The 18566-nt window shown below is 34.5% G+C and carries 19 protein-coding genes; 4 read left to right on the forward strand and 15 right to left on the reverse strand.

The window, feature by feature from the left end; all coding sequences use genetic code 11:
• Positions 1-27: 27 nt before the first annotated feature.
• Genes ACFSR1_RS14390 through ACFSR1_RS14400 form a run of 3 tightly spaced genes read right to left on the reverse strand, consistent with a single transcriptional unit; the run spans position 28 to position 5152 of the window.
• A complete protein-coding gene (locus tag ACFSR1_RS14390; protein ID WP_378293642.1) occupies positions 28-2496 on the reverse strand; it encodes a ligase-associated DNA damage response DEXH box helicase in 2469 nt (822 codons plus the stop codon).
• Positions 2493-4124 (reverse strand): ATP-dependent DNA ligase, encoded by a 1632-nt coding sequence (locus tag ACFSR1_RS14395; protein ID WP_378293644.1) that lies wholly within the window; start codon positions 4122-4124, stop codon positions 2493-2495. Before ACFSR1_RS14395 ends, ACFSR1_RS14390 begins: the two co-directional genes overlap by 4 nt.
• Positions 4121-5152 carry a ligase-associated DNA damage response exonuclease gene (locus ACFSR1_RS14400; RefSeq protein ID WP_378293646.1) on the reverse strand — a complete coding sequence of 344 codons (1032 nt, stop codon included), beginning with the start codon at positions 5150-5152 and terminating at the stop codon, positions 4121-4123. The genes ACFSR1_RS14395 and ACFSR1_RS14400 overlap by 4 nt, the downstream gene beginning before the upstream one ends.
• A 269-nt stretch (positions 5153-5421) precedes the next feature.
• On the opposite strand from ACFSR1_RS14400, the gene ACFSR1_RS14405 reads away from it, so the two are divergent.
• A complete protein-coding gene (locus ACFSR1_RS14405) occupies positions 5422-5853 on the forward strand; it encodes a tellurite resistance TerB family protein (protein WP_378294513.1) in 432 nt (143 codons plus the stop codon).
• Positions 5854-5894: 41 nt separating this feature from the next.
• Here the strand turns inward: ACFSR1_RS14405 and ACFSR1_RS14410 are convergent, their stop codons facing one another.
• The 5 genes from ACFSR1_RS14410 to fbp all read right to left on the reverse strand — a co-directional run bounded on the left by ACFSR1_RS14410 (position 5895) and on the right by fbp (position 10426).
• Positions 5895-7433 carry an ATP-binding response regulator gene (locus ACFSR1_RS14410; protein WP_378293648.1) on the reverse strand — a complete coding sequence of 513 codons (1539 nt, stop codon included), beginning with the start codon at positions 7431-7433 and terminating at the stop codon, positions 5895-5897.
• Positions 7434-7437: 4 nt separating this feature from the next.
• Positions 7438-7929, reverse strand: coding sequence for a Rab family GTPase (locus ACFSR1_RS14415; protein WP_378293650.1), 492 nt, complete (start codon positions 7927-7929; stop codon positions 7438-7440).
• Complete coding sequence (locus ACFSR1_RS14420; RefSeq protein WP_378293652.1) at positions 7916-8740, reverse strand: cell envelope biogenesis protein OmpA; 825 nt, start codon at positions 8738-8740, stop codon at positions 7916-7918. Before ACFSR1_RS14420 ends, ACFSR1_RS14415 begins: the two co-directional genes overlap by 14 nt.
• Before the next feature lie 17 nt (positions 8741-8757).
• Positions 8758-9111, reverse strand: coding sequence for a fructose 1,6-bisphosphatase (locus tag ACFSR1_RS14425; RefSeq protein ID WP_378293654.1), 354 nt, complete (start codon positions 9109-9111; stop codon positions 8758-8760).
• Positions 9112-9415: 304 nt separating this feature from the next.
• The gene (gene fbp, locus ACFSR1_RS14430; protein ID WP_378293655.1) at positions 9416-10426 is read right to left on the reverse strand and encodes a class 1 fructose-bisphosphatase; all 1011 of its coding nucleotides are present in this window, start codon (positions 10424-10426) and stop codon (positions 9416-9418) included.
• Positions 10427-10602: 176 nt separating this feature from the next.
• Here fbp and ACFSR1_RS14435 point away from each other — a divergent pair, with 176 nt between their 5' ends.
• From ACFSR1_RS14435 to ACFSR1_RS14445, 3 genes are read left to right on the forward strand one after another with little or no spacing between them, the layout of a single operon-like run.
• The gene (locus ACFSR1_RS14435) at positions 10603-11082 is read left to right on the forward strand and encodes a GNAT family N-acetyltransferase (RefSeq protein WP_378293657.1); all 480 of its coding nucleotides are present in this window, start codon (positions 10603-10605) and stop codon (positions 11080-11082) included.
• Positions 11083-11126: 44 nt separating this feature from the next.
• Positions 11127-12380 (forward strand): aspartate kinase, encoded by a 1254-nt coding sequence (locus ACFSR1_RS14440; RefSeq protein WP_378293659.1) that lies wholly within the window; start codon positions 11127-11129, stop codon positions 12378-12380.
• Between the two features lie 53 nt (positions 12381-12433).
• A complete protein-coding gene (locus ACFSR1_RS14445) occupies positions 12434-14242 on the forward strand; it encodes a GNAT family N-acyltransferase (RefSeq protein ID WP_378293661.1) in 1809 nt (602 codons plus the stop codon).
• A 62-nt stretch (positions 14243-14304) separates the two neighbouring features.
• On the opposite strand, the gene ACFSR1_RS14450 is transcribed toward ACFSR1_RS14445, so the two are convergent.
• From ACFSR1_RS14450 to ACFSR1_RS14480, 7 genes are all read right to left on the reverse strand, one after another.
• Positions 14305-14730: an arsenate reductase ArsC gene (locus ACFSR1_RS14450; RefSeq protein WP_378293662.1), complete on the reverse strand. Its 426-nt coding sequence runs from the start codon at positions 14728-14730 to the stop codon at positions 14305-14307.
• 21 nt (positions 14731-14751) lie between these two features.
• Positions 14752-15237 carry a GNAT family N-acetyltransferase gene (locus tag ACFSR1_RS14455; protein WP_378293664.1) on the reverse strand — a complete coding sequence of 162 codons (486 nt, stop codon included), beginning with the start codon at positions 15235-15237 and terminating at the stop codon, positions 14752-14754.
• A 12-nt stretch (positions 15238-15249) separates the two neighbouring features.
• The gene (locus ACFSR1_RS14460; RefSeq protein ID WP_378293666.1) at positions 15250-15735 is read right to left on the reverse strand and encodes a DUF6428 family protein; all 486 of its coding nucleotides are present in this window, start codon (positions 15733-15735) and stop codon (positions 15250-15252) included.
• A gap of 33 nt (positions 15736-15768) precedes the next feature.
• On the reverse strand, positions 15769-16092 hold the full coding sequence (locus ACFSR1_RS14465) for an ArsR/SmtB family transcription factor (protein WP_378293668.1): 324 nt from the start codon (positions 16090-16092) through the stop codon (positions 15769-15771).
• Between the two features lie 85 nt (positions 16093-16177).
• Positions 16178-16624 (reverse strand): TM2 domain-containing protein, encoded by a 447-nt coding sequence (locus ACFSR1_RS14470; RefSeq protein ID WP_378293669.1) that lies wholly within the window; start codon positions 16622-16624, stop codon positions 16178-16180.
• A 254-nt stretch (positions 16625-16878) separates the two neighbouring features.
• Positions 16879-17502: a 50S ribosomal protein L25/general stress protein Ctc gene (locus tag ACFSR1_RS14475; protein WP_378293671.1), complete on the reverse strand. Its 624-nt coding sequence runs from the start codon at positions 17500-17502 to the stop codon at positions 16879-16881.
• Positions 17503-17528: 26 nt separating this feature from the next.
• Complete coding sequence (locus tag ACFSR1_RS14480; protein WP_378293673.1) at positions 17529-18470, reverse strand: ribose-phosphate pyrophosphokinase; 942 nt, start codon at positions 18468-18470, stop codon at positions 17529-17531.
• Positions 18471-18566 lie beyond the last annotated feature (96 nt).

An 18566-nucleotide genomic window follows, 5' to 3' on the forward strand; every position in this document is an offset into this window, starting at 1 on the left:
CCTTTTTGTAAAGATACTAAAGTGATTCTATTTTTTTGTAAGTAAAGCTACCATCTTTTTAATACGATCTTCTAGTTTTTCGCTCGATAATTTCTCTCTTAATCGATCTGTAATAATTGGAAATGAAAAAGGAGTAGCTTTTTTACAAGGTTTCCAAACGATTGTTTGATTTTCTATTCTTTCTAATGCTTTTTGTAATCGCCCTTCTTCTAATTGATGTTCAAACGTTTCAATAAAGGCTTGTTGATAAAGTAGATTTTCTGGTTCAAAATCTCGAAAAACATTAAATAATAACTGTGAGCTTGATTGCAGATGTTTACTTTTTAGCATTTTATCAGGATAACCTGTAAAAACCATTCCGGATATCACGGCTATATCTCTAAACTTGCGTCTCGCCATTTCTGTGGCATTCAGACTTTTTTGAAGATCACTATGCATATGATCTTTGGTAAATAGATCGTTATCTATTACCTGTTGCATATCAATTTCTTGATCGGATAGCAGTTCAAAACCATAGTCATTAAATGCTATAGAAAAAGAAATTGGGGATAAAAGACTTATTCTATATGCCAATAAACTACCAAGAGCTTCGTGAACAAATCTACCCTCAAAAGGATAGAAAATAGCATGAAACCCTTCACGTGTTTTAAAGGTTTCAATCAGAAATTCGTTAGCCGCGGGAATAATACTTTCTTGCAGTTGCCTTTGAAATATATGCGAAAGCGCTTTTAATTCGGGAGACTTGTCTTCCATTTTGTCAGAAGAGGCTTTATACATTTCGTTACGCAGTAATTCGGACATTTGTGATGTGAGCGTCAACCTACCACCCATCCAACTCGGAACTTTTGAAGTTTTTTTAGAAGATTTCCTCACTAAAACCTGCATTTCTTTTATCCGCACGAGTTCCAGATTTCTTCCTGCGAAAGTAAAAACATCTCCTGGTTTTAATTTTGAAATAAACCACTCTTCGATACTACCAATATATCCTCCTTTGAGATATTTGACGGTCAAAACAGCATCACTAACAATAGTTCCAATCTGAAGACGATGCCGCATCGCAATACCTCTGTTATCCACTTTGAATAATCCATCTTCAAGGATTTCCACTTTCTTATATTCATCATAACTTTGTAGACTTTGACTGCCAATAGTAATAAAATTTAGTATCCATCTCCAATCATCTTCAGAAATTGCTTGGTAACAGAATGTGCTTTTAATTTCAGGATAAATATCTTTTGGATAAAATCCATCAGAAACCGCTAGTGTAGTGAGATACTGAACCAAAACATCAAAACTATCAAGATATGGAATACGATCTTCTACGGTATTATGTTTTACGGCTTGTTGTAACGCTGAAGCTTCAATCAATTCGATGGCGTGTGTTGGCAAAAAATAGATAACACTGGTTTTTCCGGGTTGATGGCCACTACGACCTGCTCGTTGCAGAAAACGTGCTACTCCTTTGGGCCCTCCGATCTGAATAATGGTTTCTACAGGAGCAAAATCTACACCAAGATCCAGGCTAGAAGTGCATACCACTGCTTTTAGTGATTCATTGCGAATAGCTTGCTCTACCCAAAGCCGTGTTTCTTTATTGATACTACCATGATGCATGGCCATTTCGCCTGCAAATTCTGGATATTTTTGTAGTATTTTCTGAAACCAGATTTCGCATTGACTTCTCGTATTCGTAAAAAGTAATGTTGTTTTACTGTTTTTTATTATTGGTATAACTTCATCCAATAAATGAATACCCAGATGTCCTCGCCAAGGAAAGGTTTCCATTTCATCAGGAATGATGCTTTTTACTTTGATTTTCTTTTTAATATTTGCTTTGATCAGCACAGAATTTTGTAAGGCTTCTGATTGATGTCCTAATAATACTTCTCGTGCTTGTTCGAGGTTGCCGATGGTTGCCGAAATCCCCCAAATCCGAAGGTCTTTTGAAACAGTTTTTAGTCTTGATAAGGCTAGTTCTATTTGTACACCACGTTTCGTTCCCAGCAGTTCGTGCCACTCGTCAATAATAATGGCAGAGCAATCTTTAAAAGTTTTGTCATAACCTTTTGAAGCTAATAGTAGCTGTAAACTTTCAGGTGTCGTAATCAGAAGGTCTGGCATAGAACGTCTTTGAGCTGCTCGTTCTTTTTGGGAAGTGTCCCCTGTTCGGATTCCGACGGTAAGTTGCGTATTTAGATCATCTGCAAACCGTTCTGTTGCTTGCTTAATTTCTTGTGATAATGCGCGAAGTGGGGTGATCCAAATGGCTTTAAGGCCTTTTTTATGTTTGGTTTGGTAATCAGGATTATTTTTGATGTAGTTCAAAACAATAGGAACCCAAAGTGAGTAGGTTTTTCCGCTTCCGGTTGGAGCATTCAGTAATCCATGTTTACCCTGTAGAAATGCTTTCCAACTTTGTTTTTGGAAAGGAAAGGATTTCCAGTGCTGTTGTTGGAACCAAGATTCGGCAATATTAAAAAGTTCTTTTTGGGTCATGATTCCTTCACTGTGTTCGGAATTAGTGCTTTCAAATCCTCCAGAGTATTCGCTTCTTTTATTTTTTTATCTCGTCTCCATCGTAGAATTCTAGGAAATCTTGTAGCGATCCCGCTTTTATGTCTTTTAGATAAAGCTATCCCCTCAAAAGCAATTTCGAAAACTAATTCTGGAGTTACACTTCGTACAGGTCCGAAACGTTCTAATGTATGTGCTTTTATAAACTTATCGACTTCTCTAAATTCGGAATCGGTAAGACCAGAATATGCTTTTGCAAAGGTTACCAATTCTGTTTGATCTTCGTTCCATAGACCAAAGGTATAGTCTGTAAAAAGGTTAGATCTACGACCATGTCCTCGCATAGCATAAGTTAAGACTGCATCAATGGTTAATGGATCAACTTTCCATTTCCACCAATCTCCTTTTTTACGTCCGACTAAATAAGGCGAATCTTTTCTTTTCAACATTAAACCTTCAGAATGGAGTTCTCTGGATCTTTCCCTTTCTTCTGCTACTTCTTCCCAGGAATTGAAGACCATTTTTTCTGAAAGGTGCAAAGGTACTTTTTCAATATCTCTAGACTCCGCTCTAGTTGACAGAGATTTATATAAACTTTCCAGAATTTCTCTTCGTTCAGCAAAGGGAAGATTCCTGATATCTTTTCCTTGCCATTCCAAGATGTCATAAGCTTTTAAGATTACAGGGGTTTTTTGGAGTAAAGCTTTAGAAACAGTTTTTCTCCCTATTCTAGTTTGTAAATCATTAAAGGTTCCGATTTGTCCATTTGGATATGGCAGGATTTCTCCGTCTAAGACAGTTCCATTAGGGATAAAGTCTAAAAATTTTTGAAATTCTGGATACTTATCCGTCACCAGTTCTTCTCCTCTGCTCCAAACAAAAATCTCATTATTTCTTATAATGACCTGTGCTCTGATTCCATCCCATTTGTGTTCTGCATACCAATCTTTTACGTTGCCTAAGTCTGAAGCCTTGTTTTCGATGGCATATGCAAGATAAAAGGGATATGGTTTTGAAAGAAAATCAGACTCTTTCTCTTCTAAAATCAAATCTTGAAACGTAATCGTATTTGGATCCCAATTGCCCATTAATTTATAAGCTAGGATATCTTCATCAATTTGTGTCGCTTTGGATAAGGCGCGGGTCATTAATTTTTGACTAACTCCAATCCGAAATCCTCCAGTAATTAACTTTGTGAAGACGAATCTTTCATAGTAGTTGAGTACTTCCCAATTTTCTAGAAGATACATTCGTTTTTCTTCATCAGACTTCTTTTTAAGGAAAATCATTTCTTCTAAAAATTGAGTGAGTGTCTTTTCAGAACTTTGTTTTGAAGCAGGAATCACTAAAGCGATAGTTTCTGCAAGATCTCCAACAATATGATACGATTCTTCAAATAGCCAAAGCGGGATATTTGCTAATTCTGAAGCCCAGGTTCTTAGCAGTGTGGTGTTCACCGGTCTTGGCGGTCTGCGGTGGGAGAGAATAGCTATCGTCCAAACTTTTTCTTTTTCTGGTGCTTGTTTAAAATAGGAAGTTAGCGCCTCGACTTTTACATTGGTTTTATTGGTGCTATCCAGCGTTTTGATTAAATCAGCAAAAAGTTTCAAGTACTCACCTCACTTTCTTCTTTTTGGGTTTCTATCTCAGCAAGTTCACCCTCGTACTGAGTTTTTTCTGTACGAGCATCGTATCCAAGTTCCCGAAGATATTTAGAGAATATTTCTGTATATCCGTGCGTACTTATGATTTTTGTAGCTCCGGTTTCTTTGATCGCAGTTAGTAATCCATCCCAATCGCAATGATCTGAAAGTACAAACCCTTTATCGATTGCTCTTCTTCTTCTCGCTCCTCTAAAAGTCATCCAGCCACTTGCTGATGCAGTAACATAAGGAACCATTTTTCGAATCCAGGTAGATCCATGAGCACTTGGTGGGGCTATAACCATATTTCCGATAAGTTCTTCTTTTTTAGTTTCTTTTGTGATTAAGGTAGTTTCTGGAAAATCTATCATAGGTCTAATCACATTGGTCATGTTCTCTATAGCACCGTGCGTATAAATTTTACCAATTTCAGGATTTAAATATTTCAAAAGCCGCTGCGCTTTTCCCAGAGAATATCCAAAGAGGATAGAGGTTTTCCCTTCATTTTTATTTTCTTCCCACCATTGATTAATATCACTAAAAACCTCTTTTTGAGGTGTCCATTTAAATGCAGGTAATCCAAAAGTACATTCAGTGATAAAAGTATGGCATGTAACAGGTTCATAAGGGACAGATATTCCGTCATCTTCAATTTTATAATCTCCGGTGAATACCCATATTTCATCATTATGTTCAACTCTTATTTGCGAACTACCGATAATATGTCCAGCCGGATGAAAGCTAAATTTCACATTGTTGATTATAAATGTCTCTCCGTATTCCTTCCCGGAAACTTTAATATCTCCTAATCGATGTTTAATTATAGGGATGTTAGTGTGGTGCGTAATATATTGTTTGTGACCCCAGCGACTATGGTCTGCATGACCGTGCGTAATAATTGCTTTATCGACAGGTTTCCACGGATCCAGATATACTTTTGCGGCAGCACAGTAAATTCCTTTATCTGTAAATTGAAGCAAGGGGATTTTACTCATTTTCGATAATAAAGATTGAAAATTATAGGAAAGTTAATAATTAGTAATCTTCTTATGGTGCTTTTTTGAAAGTATTAGTAATTGTTCTACTTTTTTGAATTAAAATAAAAAGGTATTCTCTCTGAACTTATGATTAAGATACTTCAATAACATGCGAGTGTCGAAGGTTACATATATAGAATACACTTTGATTTTAAAAATCTGGTATTTTAAATTTTAAAAGGTGAAGAGTTTAGTTATATTTGCGGCAAATTAAACAAAAGTACATGATGTCAATATCTGATTTATTTGATAGTGGTTTTCAAAAGCGAAATCAAGATCATTTTGCCGCGATCGTTAGAGTGGCTATGAGTGATGGAGTAATAACGGATGAAGAAAGAGCTTTCTTAGATCGATTAGCTCGAAATCTTAATATTTCTGAGAACGATTACAAGGAAATATTAAAAGATTATGCTTCGCGTCCAATTAATCCTCCGACTAGCTATGATGCAAGGTTGGAAAGACTTTTTGATTTGGCGAGAATGGTATATGCTGACAATATAAAAGGAGATGATCAAGTTGTGCTATTAGAAAAGTTATGTGTTGGACTAGGTTTTAGAGCTGATAATGCAAAATATGTCGTGGACAAAGCTCTTTCTTTAGTAGATCAGAACGCAGATGGAGATACTTTTGCAGAGGAGATTAAAAACATGAATAGATAATTTTATTAAAAATTCAATCGTCATACTATAAAAAAGCCGCTTTATGAAGCGGCTTTTTTAGCTATTTGTTTTACAATTTTGTAGATTAAATCTTCCTGTTCAAATGGTTTTGCAATAAAATCATCCATTCCTGCGCGTAAGCATTTTTCTCTTTCAATTTCACCAGATTTTGCCGTGAAACCAATGATAGGAACTTCGGAAATTACCTTATCTCCATAATTGTTTCGTATCATATGAGTAGCTTTATACCCGTCGATTTTAGACAGTTTTAGATCCATTAAAACCAGATCGTAGTTTCTTCGTTCTATATAACTAATAGCCTCTTCTCCATTAATAGCGACATCTACAAAAAAGCTGCCGTGACTAATTAGTATTTTCATAATCAAAAACTGAGTCGCCTCTTCGTCTTCTACCACAAGTATTCTGAACTTCTTTTTAGATTCTGGTAGACTATATTTTTTCTTTTTCTTTTCGGGAGTAGATTTTGTGATTTCAAATTTAAAAGGCAGTTTGACATCAAACGTTGTACCTTTTTCGGGTTCGCTTGTCACTTTAATTTCTCCACCTAATAGATCGACTAAATCTTTGACTATGGCCAACCCTAATCCGGTACCAGAAATCTGTCTGTCCTCATTAAAACGCGTAAATCTGTCAAAAATAGTGTCTAGATTTTCTTTTTGGATCCCTAATCCGGTGTCTTCAATCTTAAAACTAATACTCAATTTATTAGTACGTTGATAGTTTTTAGTAACCGAAAGACTTATTTTACCTTCTTCTGTAAACTTAAAAGCATTGTTAAGGATATTGTTTAAGATCTGAAATACACGAGTTCTATCTCCGATAAGATATTCCTGGATATTAGGATCGATATAGGTTTCGAATGCTATCTCTTTATCTTCTGCTAGTTTAGTATACGTTTCTTTAAAACCTTCTACAAGGTTAACAAACAGAAATCTTTCTTCGATAATTTTAATTTTGCCTGATTCTATCTTAGAAATGTCCACCATATCCTCAATCAAGCTATTGAGATGTAGGCTTTGTCGTTTTATAATTCTTGCTAGTTCTTCTTGTTCAAAATTTAAGTTTGTCTTTTCTAATACTTCTATAAACCCTAAAATTCCGGTTAGTGGCGTTCTGATCTCGTGATTTATGTTAGAGATAAAACTATTTTTAAATTTCTCTTTTTCGAGTAGGTATTGATTTTTAAGTTCTAATTCTTTAGCCTTAAGAATGGATTCGTTTTTTTGTTGAGCAATTTTATTGAGCTCATAGTATTTTGTGGTATAATCAAATAAGAGAATGACCACCTTCTCTGAGTTTATCTTAATAGTTACGTCACAGATTTTCTGAATTTCTCCATCTTCAAGATGGATGCAAGGAAAATTATAGATGGTTTCTTCTTTTTCAAAAACTTCAATAAAATCTTTTATGATTTCAAAAAAGGGATGCGCATTGTAAATAGAGGTTCCGACTTTCCATTCAAATATTACAGCATCAGTTTCTTCGATTGTTCCATCATGATCAACAACAATACATTGTGTTTTTTGGTTAAATAGCAGCTTCTCTTCCTGATATGTCATAACATTATGCAGTTATTTCCTTAGCAAGATTCAAGAAGAAATCCTGCACATTTTTATTTGTTTTTGCACTGGTTAAACAATCAAATGCAATGTTTTGCTCATCTAATTTTTTTATGGTTTCTTTTTCATTTACCAAATCTAATTTATTCCCTATAACCTTAGTCTTTACTTTAGGGTGGTTTTTAGACAAATAAGCGAGGTCTTCATTAAGATCTTTGTAGGTGTCAATTCTGGTTAGATCAAATACATAGATAAATGCGCTGGACCCCAATAAATATGATTTTCTGGTGTCTTCTATATCGGCATGACCTTCAGTATCCCAAATGATCATAGAAAGTTCTCGCCCGTCGGGCATTTCAATTACTTTCTTTTTTATTTGAACACCAAGTGTTACTTTATAATCTTCAGAAAATTCGTTGTCAACAAAACGTCTAAACAGAGACGTTTTTCCAACTCCAAAGTGTCCTAAAAGCACTACTTTTTTAGACAATTTCATCTTCAAAATGTTTTTTTAATTTTTTAGTAAAAAGCTCGCTGTTATCTAAATCTCTTTTAGAAATATGGTGCTGAGCAAAATCTATAATTTGATCTTCCAGCACTTCTTTGAACATCATATTATATGCGCCTGAAATAACAGCGGCAATATAATAAGAATAAAAATTTTGTAAGTGTATAGTGTATAGTTCGTATTCAATGGTTTCCAGGTTTTGATTACCTCCTTGAAACGCGTCTTCTACAAAACTTTTTATGGCGGTTAGCATACCTGCTACCATATCTTTATCTATTGTGTTATCCGATAAAGGGCTATAATCTGCAATCAATAATCCAGAGTCTTTTTCAATGACGAACATTTGGATTAATCTTGGTTTTGCATAATCAGAGATGGCTAAATCTCCATCACTGATTCCTTGTGCTCTCGCTTTGGTTCTTTTAAACCAATTTTTAAACGAGAAAGCTTGCCTGGTTTTTTTGTTGATATTTTCACTTAACAGTTTCATCTCGTGAGCAATATATTTCTTGATCATTTTACCAATGATTGGAAACAATGCTTCTACGACTGCATCCTGAGAGTTTTTGATTTCTTCTTTTAAAGCTTCTGTGATTGTAGGCCCTAAGGTTTTAGGGATTTCCTGAACAAATTCTTCTAATTTGTCATCGATGATAGGATCAACCTTATGCGAAAGTTCCTGTTTTTGATGAACTATTTTACTCAGTTCATCAACTTTTTTAGCAATGGAATCTGTGTACTCCTTCTCTTCAGTAAGAAGAAGTTCTTTAAGAATCTTAAGTTTATCCTGCTCTTCCATAATCTAGGATAGACGGATTACTTCTTATTGATTTTTTCTCCCATAGCGATCAAAAGATCACCCAATGTTTTTCTGTCAACTTTTTTATCATCCAGCATTTCTACTTTATCTGCCAGATTATCTTCCAATTCTGTAATTCTAATGTTTATATCAGTACTAAGGTTATCAATTGCCTGATTTAATTCTTTGCTTGTCTCTTCTATGAAGTCTCTTAATTCTTGTCGTTTTGCGGCAATATCTTTTTTTACTGCATCAAATTCAGAATTATAAGCAGCAATATTCTCTCCGAAGATTAGGTTTTTTATTGCTTCTATTTTTGAAGAAGGATCATTTACGACTTGTTCTTCAGCAGCCTTATTTTCTTTCGCCATTTTGGTTAATTTATGTTGTTGTTCTATGAGCTCTACGTAAATTTAACATAAAAACATTAAAAACAAGGTTTATGGACTGATAATGTTAAATGTTACCTGCTTTTACTTCGAATGTGATACGTTTAATCAATCTAAGAGTTTAGGGTGATGAGGGTAGGAGCTCTTAGAAGTTTATCTTTAGTATTACAAGAATAGTAAAAATAAGAGAGTATTCAATTAAATTGTAAATCCTTTTTTCGTTATTTATTCGAAAAGAAGATAATCATCAAACTAAAAGTTTGGTTTTTTGGCAATTGCGTTTATTCTATGAATTTGATTTCTTCATAAAGGACTCTACCTTATCTACCATATTTTTGCTTCCGCAGATAAAAGGAGTACGCTCGTGCAATTCGGTAGGCTTGATCTCTAAAATTCTTCTGAATCCGTCACTGGCAGATCCTCCGGCTTGTTCTGCAATAAAAGCCATCGGATTACATTCGTACAATAAACGTAGTTTTCCGTTAGGAGATGTAGATGTACTTGGATACATATAAATTCCACCTTTTATCATATTACGGTGTATGTCGCTAACTAGTGATCCAATATACCTGGAAGTATATGGGCGATCTTCTTTTTCTTCCTGACAGTATTTTATATAGTCCTTGATTCCTTGTGGAAAATGAATATAATTGCCTTCATTCACGGAATAAATGTTTCCATCTTCAGGAAATTTCATGTTAGGATGTGATAAGTAATAGGTTCCTAAGGCAGGGTTTAGCGTAAAACCATTAACGCCGTGTCCTGTGGTATATACTAACATGGTAGAAGTTCCATATATGATATAGCCAGCAGCCACTTGTAAATTACCTGGCTGAAGGAAATCATCGATAGTACAAGGTGTTCCGGTTGGAGTAACTCTTCGGTAAATAGAAAAGATAGTTCCTACTGAAACATTCACATCAATATTAGAACTACCATCTAACGGATCCATAAGAACAACATAATTATTCCTGTGATCACTTTTTTGACCTTTTATAGTAATGAAATCATCATTTTCTTCAGAAGCGATGCCACAAACAATTTCTCTGTTGGTCATTGTATTTATGAAGGTTTCGTTGGCAAGAACATCTAATTTTTGTTGGTCTTCTCCTTGTACATTGGTCTCTCCAATCGCTCCTGTAATATCAACTAAACCGGCTTTGTTTACCTCATGATTTACCATTTTTGCCGCTAAGCGAATAGAATTGATTAATCGAGAAAGTTCTCCGCTAGCGTAAGGAAAATCTTTTTGGTTTTCAATAATAAATTCTCCTAAGGTTTGGTTTTTTCTAGCCATTTTGGTTTTGTTGATTTTGTGCAAAAGTATTATTTTTTAGATAACTACAACGTTTTCGTAACGGTAATTTGTTAAACTTTCTTAAGAATTATAAAAACATAAATTAGTGAAGCATAACATTGTAAAATTGTCTGGTTTCTGATACATATTTTATAGTTTTGACAAACTTTTGACCTATGGACTATATAATTAGAGATGCGGTGGCTAATGATATGCCACAAGTTCTTTCGCTGATAGAGGAACTTGCTATTTTTGAAAATGAACCCGATGCTGTAGAAGTAACGGCAGAAGAACTGGTTAGGGATGGTTTTGGAGAACAGCCCTTGTTTCATTGTTTTGTTGCAGAGGTAAAGGATGAGATTGTAGGGTTAGCATTGGTGTATTTTAGATTTTCTACTTGGAAAGGAAAAACAGTACATCTCGAAGATCTTATTGTTAGAGAGTCCAAGAGAGGAACTGGTATAGGGATGGCGCTGTATAAAAGAGTGATGCTGTATGGAAAAGAACAAGGAGTGAAAAGAGTAGAATGGAATGTTTTGGATTGGAACAAACCAGCAGTTGATTTTTATCTAAAGAGTGGAGCCAAAATTCTAGAAGGTTGGCAAGTTGTACAAATGGATGAAAAAGGTCTAAACACATTCGTTTCTAAAATTTAATATGAATCTCGTTAATTAGAGTGAGTCATTAAACTATTACATTAATGAAAGTTTTTAAGTTTGGCGGAGCATCGGTAAAGAATGCTAAGGGAGTAAAAAATGTGATCAATGTATTAGAAAAAGTAGGTAATTCTAATATAATTATAGTCGTTTCTGCAATGGGTAAAACGACCAATGCTTTAGAAAAGGTAGTAGATCATTACTTGAACGAGAGTAAAGAACTCGGTAATTCTATAGATTTTATAAAGAAATATCATATCGAAATACTTGAAGATCTTTTTGAAAATAAACACAACCCAATATTTGAGAGGATCAATTCACTCATCTCAGATTTAGAAACTACACTAAAACGGAATAAGTCTATACAGTACGATTATGTGTATGATCAAATCGTTTGTTACGGAGAATTAATTGCTACTACCATCGTTAGTGAGTATTTGAATTCAGAAGGCTATAAAAATAATTGGTTAGATGCAAGGGATGTAATTAAAACCGATGATGATTATCGGGATGCATCTGTTAATTGGGAAATTACTCAACAAAACATTGCAAAGAACGTCGATAAAAAAGGATTGACGGTTACACAAGGTTTTATTGCGTCTGATGCTAATAATTTCACCACAACTTTAGGTAGAGAAGGTAGTGATTACACAGCTGGAATTTTTGCGTATTGTACAAATGCAAATAGTGTATCAATCTGGAAAGATGTGCCAGGAGTTCTGAATGGTGATCCCAGGGTTTTCGAAAATGTGAAATTGTTGTCACAAATTTCATATGAAGAAGCTATAGAATTAGCTTTTTATGGAGCTTCAGTGATTCATCCCAAAACATTACAACCATTACAGCGGAAAGAAATTCCGCTTTATGTAAAGTCATTTGTGAACCCTCTAGACGATGGTACTTCTGTTAAAAAAGGACAGCGACTACTTCCTAATATACCATGCTTTATAGTAAAGAAAGATCAGATTTTGTTGTCACTTTCTTCTTTAGACTTTTCTTTTATTGTAGAAGATAATATCAGTGAAATTTTTAGTCTTTTTCATAAGTATCACCTAAAAGTAGATTTGATACAGAACTCTGCCATCAGTTTTTCTGTGTGCCTTGATGATAAATTCAATCATTTTGATCAATTGTTGTCCCATTTAAAGGCGAAATTTAGCGTGGTATATGAAAAGAATGTCTCATTATATACCATTAGACACTTTGATGAAGAGGCAATACAATCTTTAGAAGAAAACAAGGATATTTTACTTAAACAAAGCACAAAAGAAACGTATCAAATAGTTGCTAAACAATAAGATACGCTATTCAATGATTTTGTTATATTTGTAGTTAGCACAAAACGTATTTAATGGCGGTAGTCACCTCAAAAGAAGTAGCCAAAGGGCTTAAATTAGATAAACTTGGCTTTATTGGCACTTTTGTTGGCTGGATGATTCTAAAGATCACCCGGTTATCAAAGATAAATCGCCAATATGACAGTATTAGTCATCTTAATGGTGAAGATTTTGTAAAAAGTGTTTTGGATATGTATGGCGTTACTTTTGAGATTCCTCCGGAAGATCTGAGAAGACTGCCAAAAGAAGGAGCTTTTATCACTCTTTCTAATCATCCTTTAGGAGGATTGGATGGTGTTTTACTTCTTAAACTGATGCTGGAACATCGCTCGGATTATAAAATCATTGCAAATTTCCTGTTACATAACTTCACTCCACTAAAGCAGTATATTATGCCGGTCAATCCTTTCGAAAACCGAAAGGAAGCTAAGTCTAGTCTAAGAGGAATAAAAGAAGCAGTTTTACACTTAAAAGAAGGACAACCGTTAGGTATTTTTCCCGCAGGAGAAGTGTCCACGTTTAAAGACGGTAAACATTACGTAGATAAACCATGGGAACCAGGGGCAATGCGATTAGTAAAGAAAGCAAAAGTTCCAGTAATCCCGATTTATTTTCACGCAAGGAATAGTAGACTGTTTTACAAACTTGCCTCCATAAATGATACATTAAGGACAGCAAAACTACCAAGTGAACTTTTTTCTCAAGAAAATAGGGTGATAAAGGTTAGAATAGGTAATCCGGTTTCTGTAAAAGATCAGGAAGAGTATGTGAATATAGAGGATTTTACGAATTTTTTACGTAAAAAAACCTATATGTTGGCCAATCCCTATGAGAAAAAAACATTGATGGAATCTATTCCACAAAATTTAAAATTACCTAAGTCCCCTAAAGAGATAGCATCTGGCGGCAGCATTAATTCTATTGAATCAGAATTAGAATATTGTCGTGAAAATGATAAGCGTCTATTAGCTAGTAAAAATTATGAGGTTTTTTTGGCTAAAAAGGAGTGTATTCCAAACGTTGTCCACGAGATAGGTAGACTTCGGGAAATCACTTTTCGTGAAATTGGAGAAGGAACCAATCAATCTATAGATTTAGATCCTTTTGATGATTATTATCATCACATGTTTTTATGGGATATCGGAGCTAAAAAGATAGCAGGTGCCTATCGTATGGGAATGGGTAATGAAATCTATACTAATTTTGGTATTGATGGGTTTTATTTACAGGATCTTTTTAGGTTTGAACCGGAACTACATAAAATGATGAGCCAATCTATAGAGATGGGTCGAGCTTTTATTATTAAAGAATATCAGCAACGTCCGATGCCTTTATTTTTACTTTGGAAAGGTATTGTGCATTGTACACTCCGTTTTCCTGATCACAAATACTTAATTGGTGGAGTAAGCATTAGTAATAAGTTTAGTAATTTCTCTAAATCATTAATGATTGAGTTTATGAAATCTCATTATTACGATCCATACGTGGCTCAATATGTTAGGCCTAAAAAGGAATTTAAAGTAAAGCTGAAGGATGCTGATAAAGATTTTGTATTTGATGAAAGTAGGAGCGATCTGAATAAATTCGACAAAATTATTGATGAAATTGAACCGGGAAGTTTACGTATACCAGTGTTGATCAAGAAGTATATTAAGCAAAATGCAAAAGTGGTGGCATTTAATGTAGATCCATTATTTAATAATGCAGTGGATGGTCTGATGTATATTCGTATAGCAGATCTTCCTGATAGTACAGTAAAACCTGTTATGGAAGAGTTTCAGGCTGAATTGGAGCAGAAATACTTTAAGAATGGAGATAAATAAAAAAATGGAGCCATTATAAACCTTCGGGGTTTTTTATTCCCCGAAGGTTTATAATAGTTTGATTAAGAAATACTCTTTACTACAGAATTCTCTACAAAATCCTTGCAATATTCTTTAATCTGATTTCTTGTTTTGGTGAAAGCAGCATGAATTTCCTCTTTGCTTCCCTCTACTTTTGAAGGATCAAAAAAGTTATAATGTAAGCGTTCTGCCTTTCCGGGAAAGAAAGGACATCTTTCTTTTGCATTGTCACATACTGTAAGAATGTAATCAAATTCTATATCTAAATATTCTTCAAGATTGTTAGAAGTGTGATTTGAAATATCAATGTTATCCTCTTTCATTATCGCAATGGCTTTGGGGTTTACTCCGTGCGTTTCTACACCAGCACTAAAAATAGTCGCATTGTTTTTTGCAAAATACTTTAGATAGCCTTCTGCCATTTGGCTTCTGCAAGAGTTTCCTGTACATAGTACTAAAATGTTCATTACTGTAGTGTTTTTTTATGGTTACATTATTTTTTTACTTCTTCTTTCTAAGATGGTGTTGTCATACCAGGTTTCTTGTAATTTGCCTACTTTTTCCCGATATCCAATAATTCTGAACCCTAATGAGGTGTGCAATTGGATACTGGCTGTATTATTACTGAAAATTCCTGCCTGCAATGTCCAAAATCCTTCTTGCTCACTATCTTCAATAAGTTTTGTCAAAAGTAGTTTTCCTATACCTAAATTTCGATATTTTGACGTTATGTAAATGCTAACTTCGGCAACCCCCTTGTATACCTCTCTTTTCGAAGTTGGTGCTAGAGCTGCCCAACCAACAATTTCATTATTCAGGACAGCTTTTAACCTGCAGGATTGTATATGTGTTTGATTCCATTGCTCCCAAACTGGTACCTTTGTTTCGAAAGTGGCAATACCGGTGTTAATACCTTCTTTATAAATTCTAGAAACATCTGTCCAGTCTGATTGATCAAATGATAGTATTTTCACTTGAGATTTCATTTAGCAACAACCACTTCCTGGTGCACAAGAGGTTTCTTCTGCTACAGATGTTTCGGGCACACCACAGGTTTCTTTTGCTTTGCAATCTGTTGGCTGAACCGCTAGTTTAATGATGAGTTGCCCTTCTTTAGAGCTGAATCCCGTAATATGTAAATGGGCGGTATGAAACATAGCATTGCCATATTCAATTTTTACTGGAGCTTCCATGACATATGTTTTCATTTTTCCAACCTTTCTTAGGATTCCCAGCGCTTTGTAGGTCGTTAGATAGTCTCGCTTTCCTAATTCACTTGGGCTTTCCCATAATTGAATGATTGTTTCTTTCCAGGAATCCGTGCCTGCTCCACAATCTACAGAATCTACTGTAACATGTTTTACTTCGGTAATATGATAATTTGCACCTACCAGCATACCCGGAGCATATTCAAATAATAATGATTTATCTTGATGTTCTCCTAATAATGAGATAAACTCTGATGTATTCATAACGTTTGTTTTATAATTAATTCCTTATTACTTCTAACAACAATTTTGTTTTGTGGTATTAAAAAATGAGTTTAGGTTTTGTTGTAATTCATTCCATCGATCAATATTAATACAGTAGCACATGCTTTTTCCTTCGATTTCTCCTTTTAGCAATCCAATACTTTTTAGTTCTTTAAGATGTTGAGATATAGTGGCTTGTGCTAACCCAATTTCTTCTACCAGATCATTACATATACAAGCATCTTGTTTGCTTATGTATTGCAGTATGGCAATTCGGGCAGGATGGCCAAGTATTTTAAAGAGTTGAGCGAGCTCATTCTGTCTTTGATCAAAAATTTGAGTTTTAGTAATACCCATAGTTTATATTATGATATCGCAATATTACGATAATAAAATTAAATAAAAAAGCTAGATTGTTATTTTCTAGCTTTTTATATGTTTTTTAGAACCACGCTTTTTTACCTACCTGATAGGTTTGATAAAACTCTTCGTCAGATTTAGTGAGGTATATAATTCCTTCAATTAATCCTATTATTCCAGGGATATATATAGTTAATGCACCAATTGCTAAACAAACTAAAGGAATGGAGATCAAGGTTATTCCGAGTAAAATAAACCCTTCTTTATTATAACCCAGAATAAATTTATGAGCACCTGTCCATCCCAGAACTATAGCTAAGATGCCTGTAAGCACTTTCTTATTTTCGCTATTATTGCTACCAAATGTCTCTTTGGCTTCTTCAACAAATTCTTCCGCGGTCTCTTTTGCTTCTTCTGCAAATTCACCGGCTTTTTCTTTTGCCTTCTTTGCAGCTTCCTTAGCGTTATCTAAAGCTTCTTCGGCTCCTTTTTTGATGTCGTCACCTAAACTGTCTTTTTCTTCACTCATAATTTGTATGATATATGTTTATTGAATAGTAAATTACAAAATTTATTTGTTTGAATCATCTAAAAAAAATATTGCTAGGGTTCAACAGGTTATTTTAATTCTTAGCAGTGGTTTCAATTGGATTTTTTTAGTGTATCTGAAATTAGATATTTACAAGTTGATTTTATACCAACTTGTGATGAAAGGGGAGTACAAAAAAAGCATTCTGAAAGTATTTTCAGAATGCTTTTGGTTGTTTTATCTCTAAAAAAAGATTAAGCCTCAGCAGCTGGTGCTTCTGCAGCTGGCGCTTCTCCTTCAGTTTCTTCATCATCATCATCGTCAGCAACAGCTGTACGAGACGTTTTAACCATACAAATTACAGTATTATCAGGGTGCAGAATGGTAAAATCCTCACTAGCTACATCCGTAACATATAATTTGTTTCCTATTTTAAGGTTGGTAATGTCTCCTTCTAATACGTCTGGTAATTTAGAAGCTAGTCCTTTTACAGTGATACGTCTTAAGTTGAAACGTAACACACCACCATTACGAACACCTTTAGAGTTTCCTGTCGTTTTGAAAGGAAGAGCAATGGTGATTGGTTTGTCATCAAAAATTTGAATAAAATCGATGTGTAAGATTCTATCTGTTACAGGGTGAAACTGAATGTCCTGTAAGATAGCATTTATCTTTGTGCCATTATCCAACGCTATTACCACGGTATGAACGTCTGGAGTGTACACTAAGTTTTTGAAAGCAATTTCTGGCGCTGCAAAGTGTACAATAGTGTCTCCACCGTAAATTACACAAGGTACCTGTCCAGCATTACGTAAGGCTTTTGTCGCTTTCTTGCCTACGCTTTCTCTTTGAGATGCATTGATTGTTAATGACTTCATTTTAAAATATATTAATAGTTATTAATTTACATTATAAATTTAGAGCTAATGGACTCATTATTATGAACCCTATTCATTACATCTGCAAATAAATTTGCACAAGTAATCACTCTAATCTTATCGCTTTGTTGTTTTAGAGGAATGGAATCGGTAACGATTAATTCTTCTAGTTTTGAGTTTTCTAGCTTTTCGTAAGCATTGCCTGATAGAATTGGATGTGTACAAATTGCTCTAACACTTTTTGCACCTCGTTCCATCATCAAGTCAGCTGCTTTAGTAAGGGTGCCAGCTGTATCAACCATATCATCTACCAACACAACGTTTTTTCCTGTTACATCTCCAATCAATTCCATATGAGAAATCACATTTGCTTTAGCACGTTGTTTGTAGCATATAACCACATCACTTTGCAATGCTTTAGAATATGCATATGCTCTTTTAGAACCACCCATGTCTGGAGAAGCTACGGTAAGATCCTCTAGATTCAATGATTGTAAATAAGGTAAAAATATAGTAGATGCAAATAAATGGTCTACAGGTTTTTCGAAAAAACCTTGGATTTGATCTGCATGCAAGTCCATAGTGATAATTCTGGTAGCTCCAGCAGTTTCCAGCATTTTAGCAATCAATTTTGCGGCAATCGGAACTCTTGGTTTATCTTTTCTATCCTGACGTGCCCATCCATAATAAGGCAATACTGCTGTGATATGTCTTGCTGATGCTCTTTTAGCGGCATCCAACATTAATAACATTTCCATTAAATGGTCAGAACTTGGATGTGTAGACCCAATAATAAATACTCTTGATCCTCTTACAGACTCTTCAAAAGAAGGTTGAAACTCACCATCACTATATGTAGATGTAATTACCTTACCTAATTTTGCCCCATACGCTTGTACGATTTTTTCTGCTAGTTCTGTACTCTGGGTACACGCAAAAAATTTTGCTTCTGTAATTGAATTAGGCATAGGGTAAATTGTTGTTTTGTAATGAGTTAAAACTTATTTTTTAAAAACAAGGTGCAAATTTAAAAATTTATTTCTACTCTTACCCTTATTTTATTA

Source organism: Aquimarina rubra, assembly GCF_042684305.1.
GTDB classification, from domain to species: domain Bacteria; phylum Bacteroidota; class Bacteroidia; order Flavobacteriales; family Flavobacteriaceae; genus Aquimarina; species Aquimarina rubra.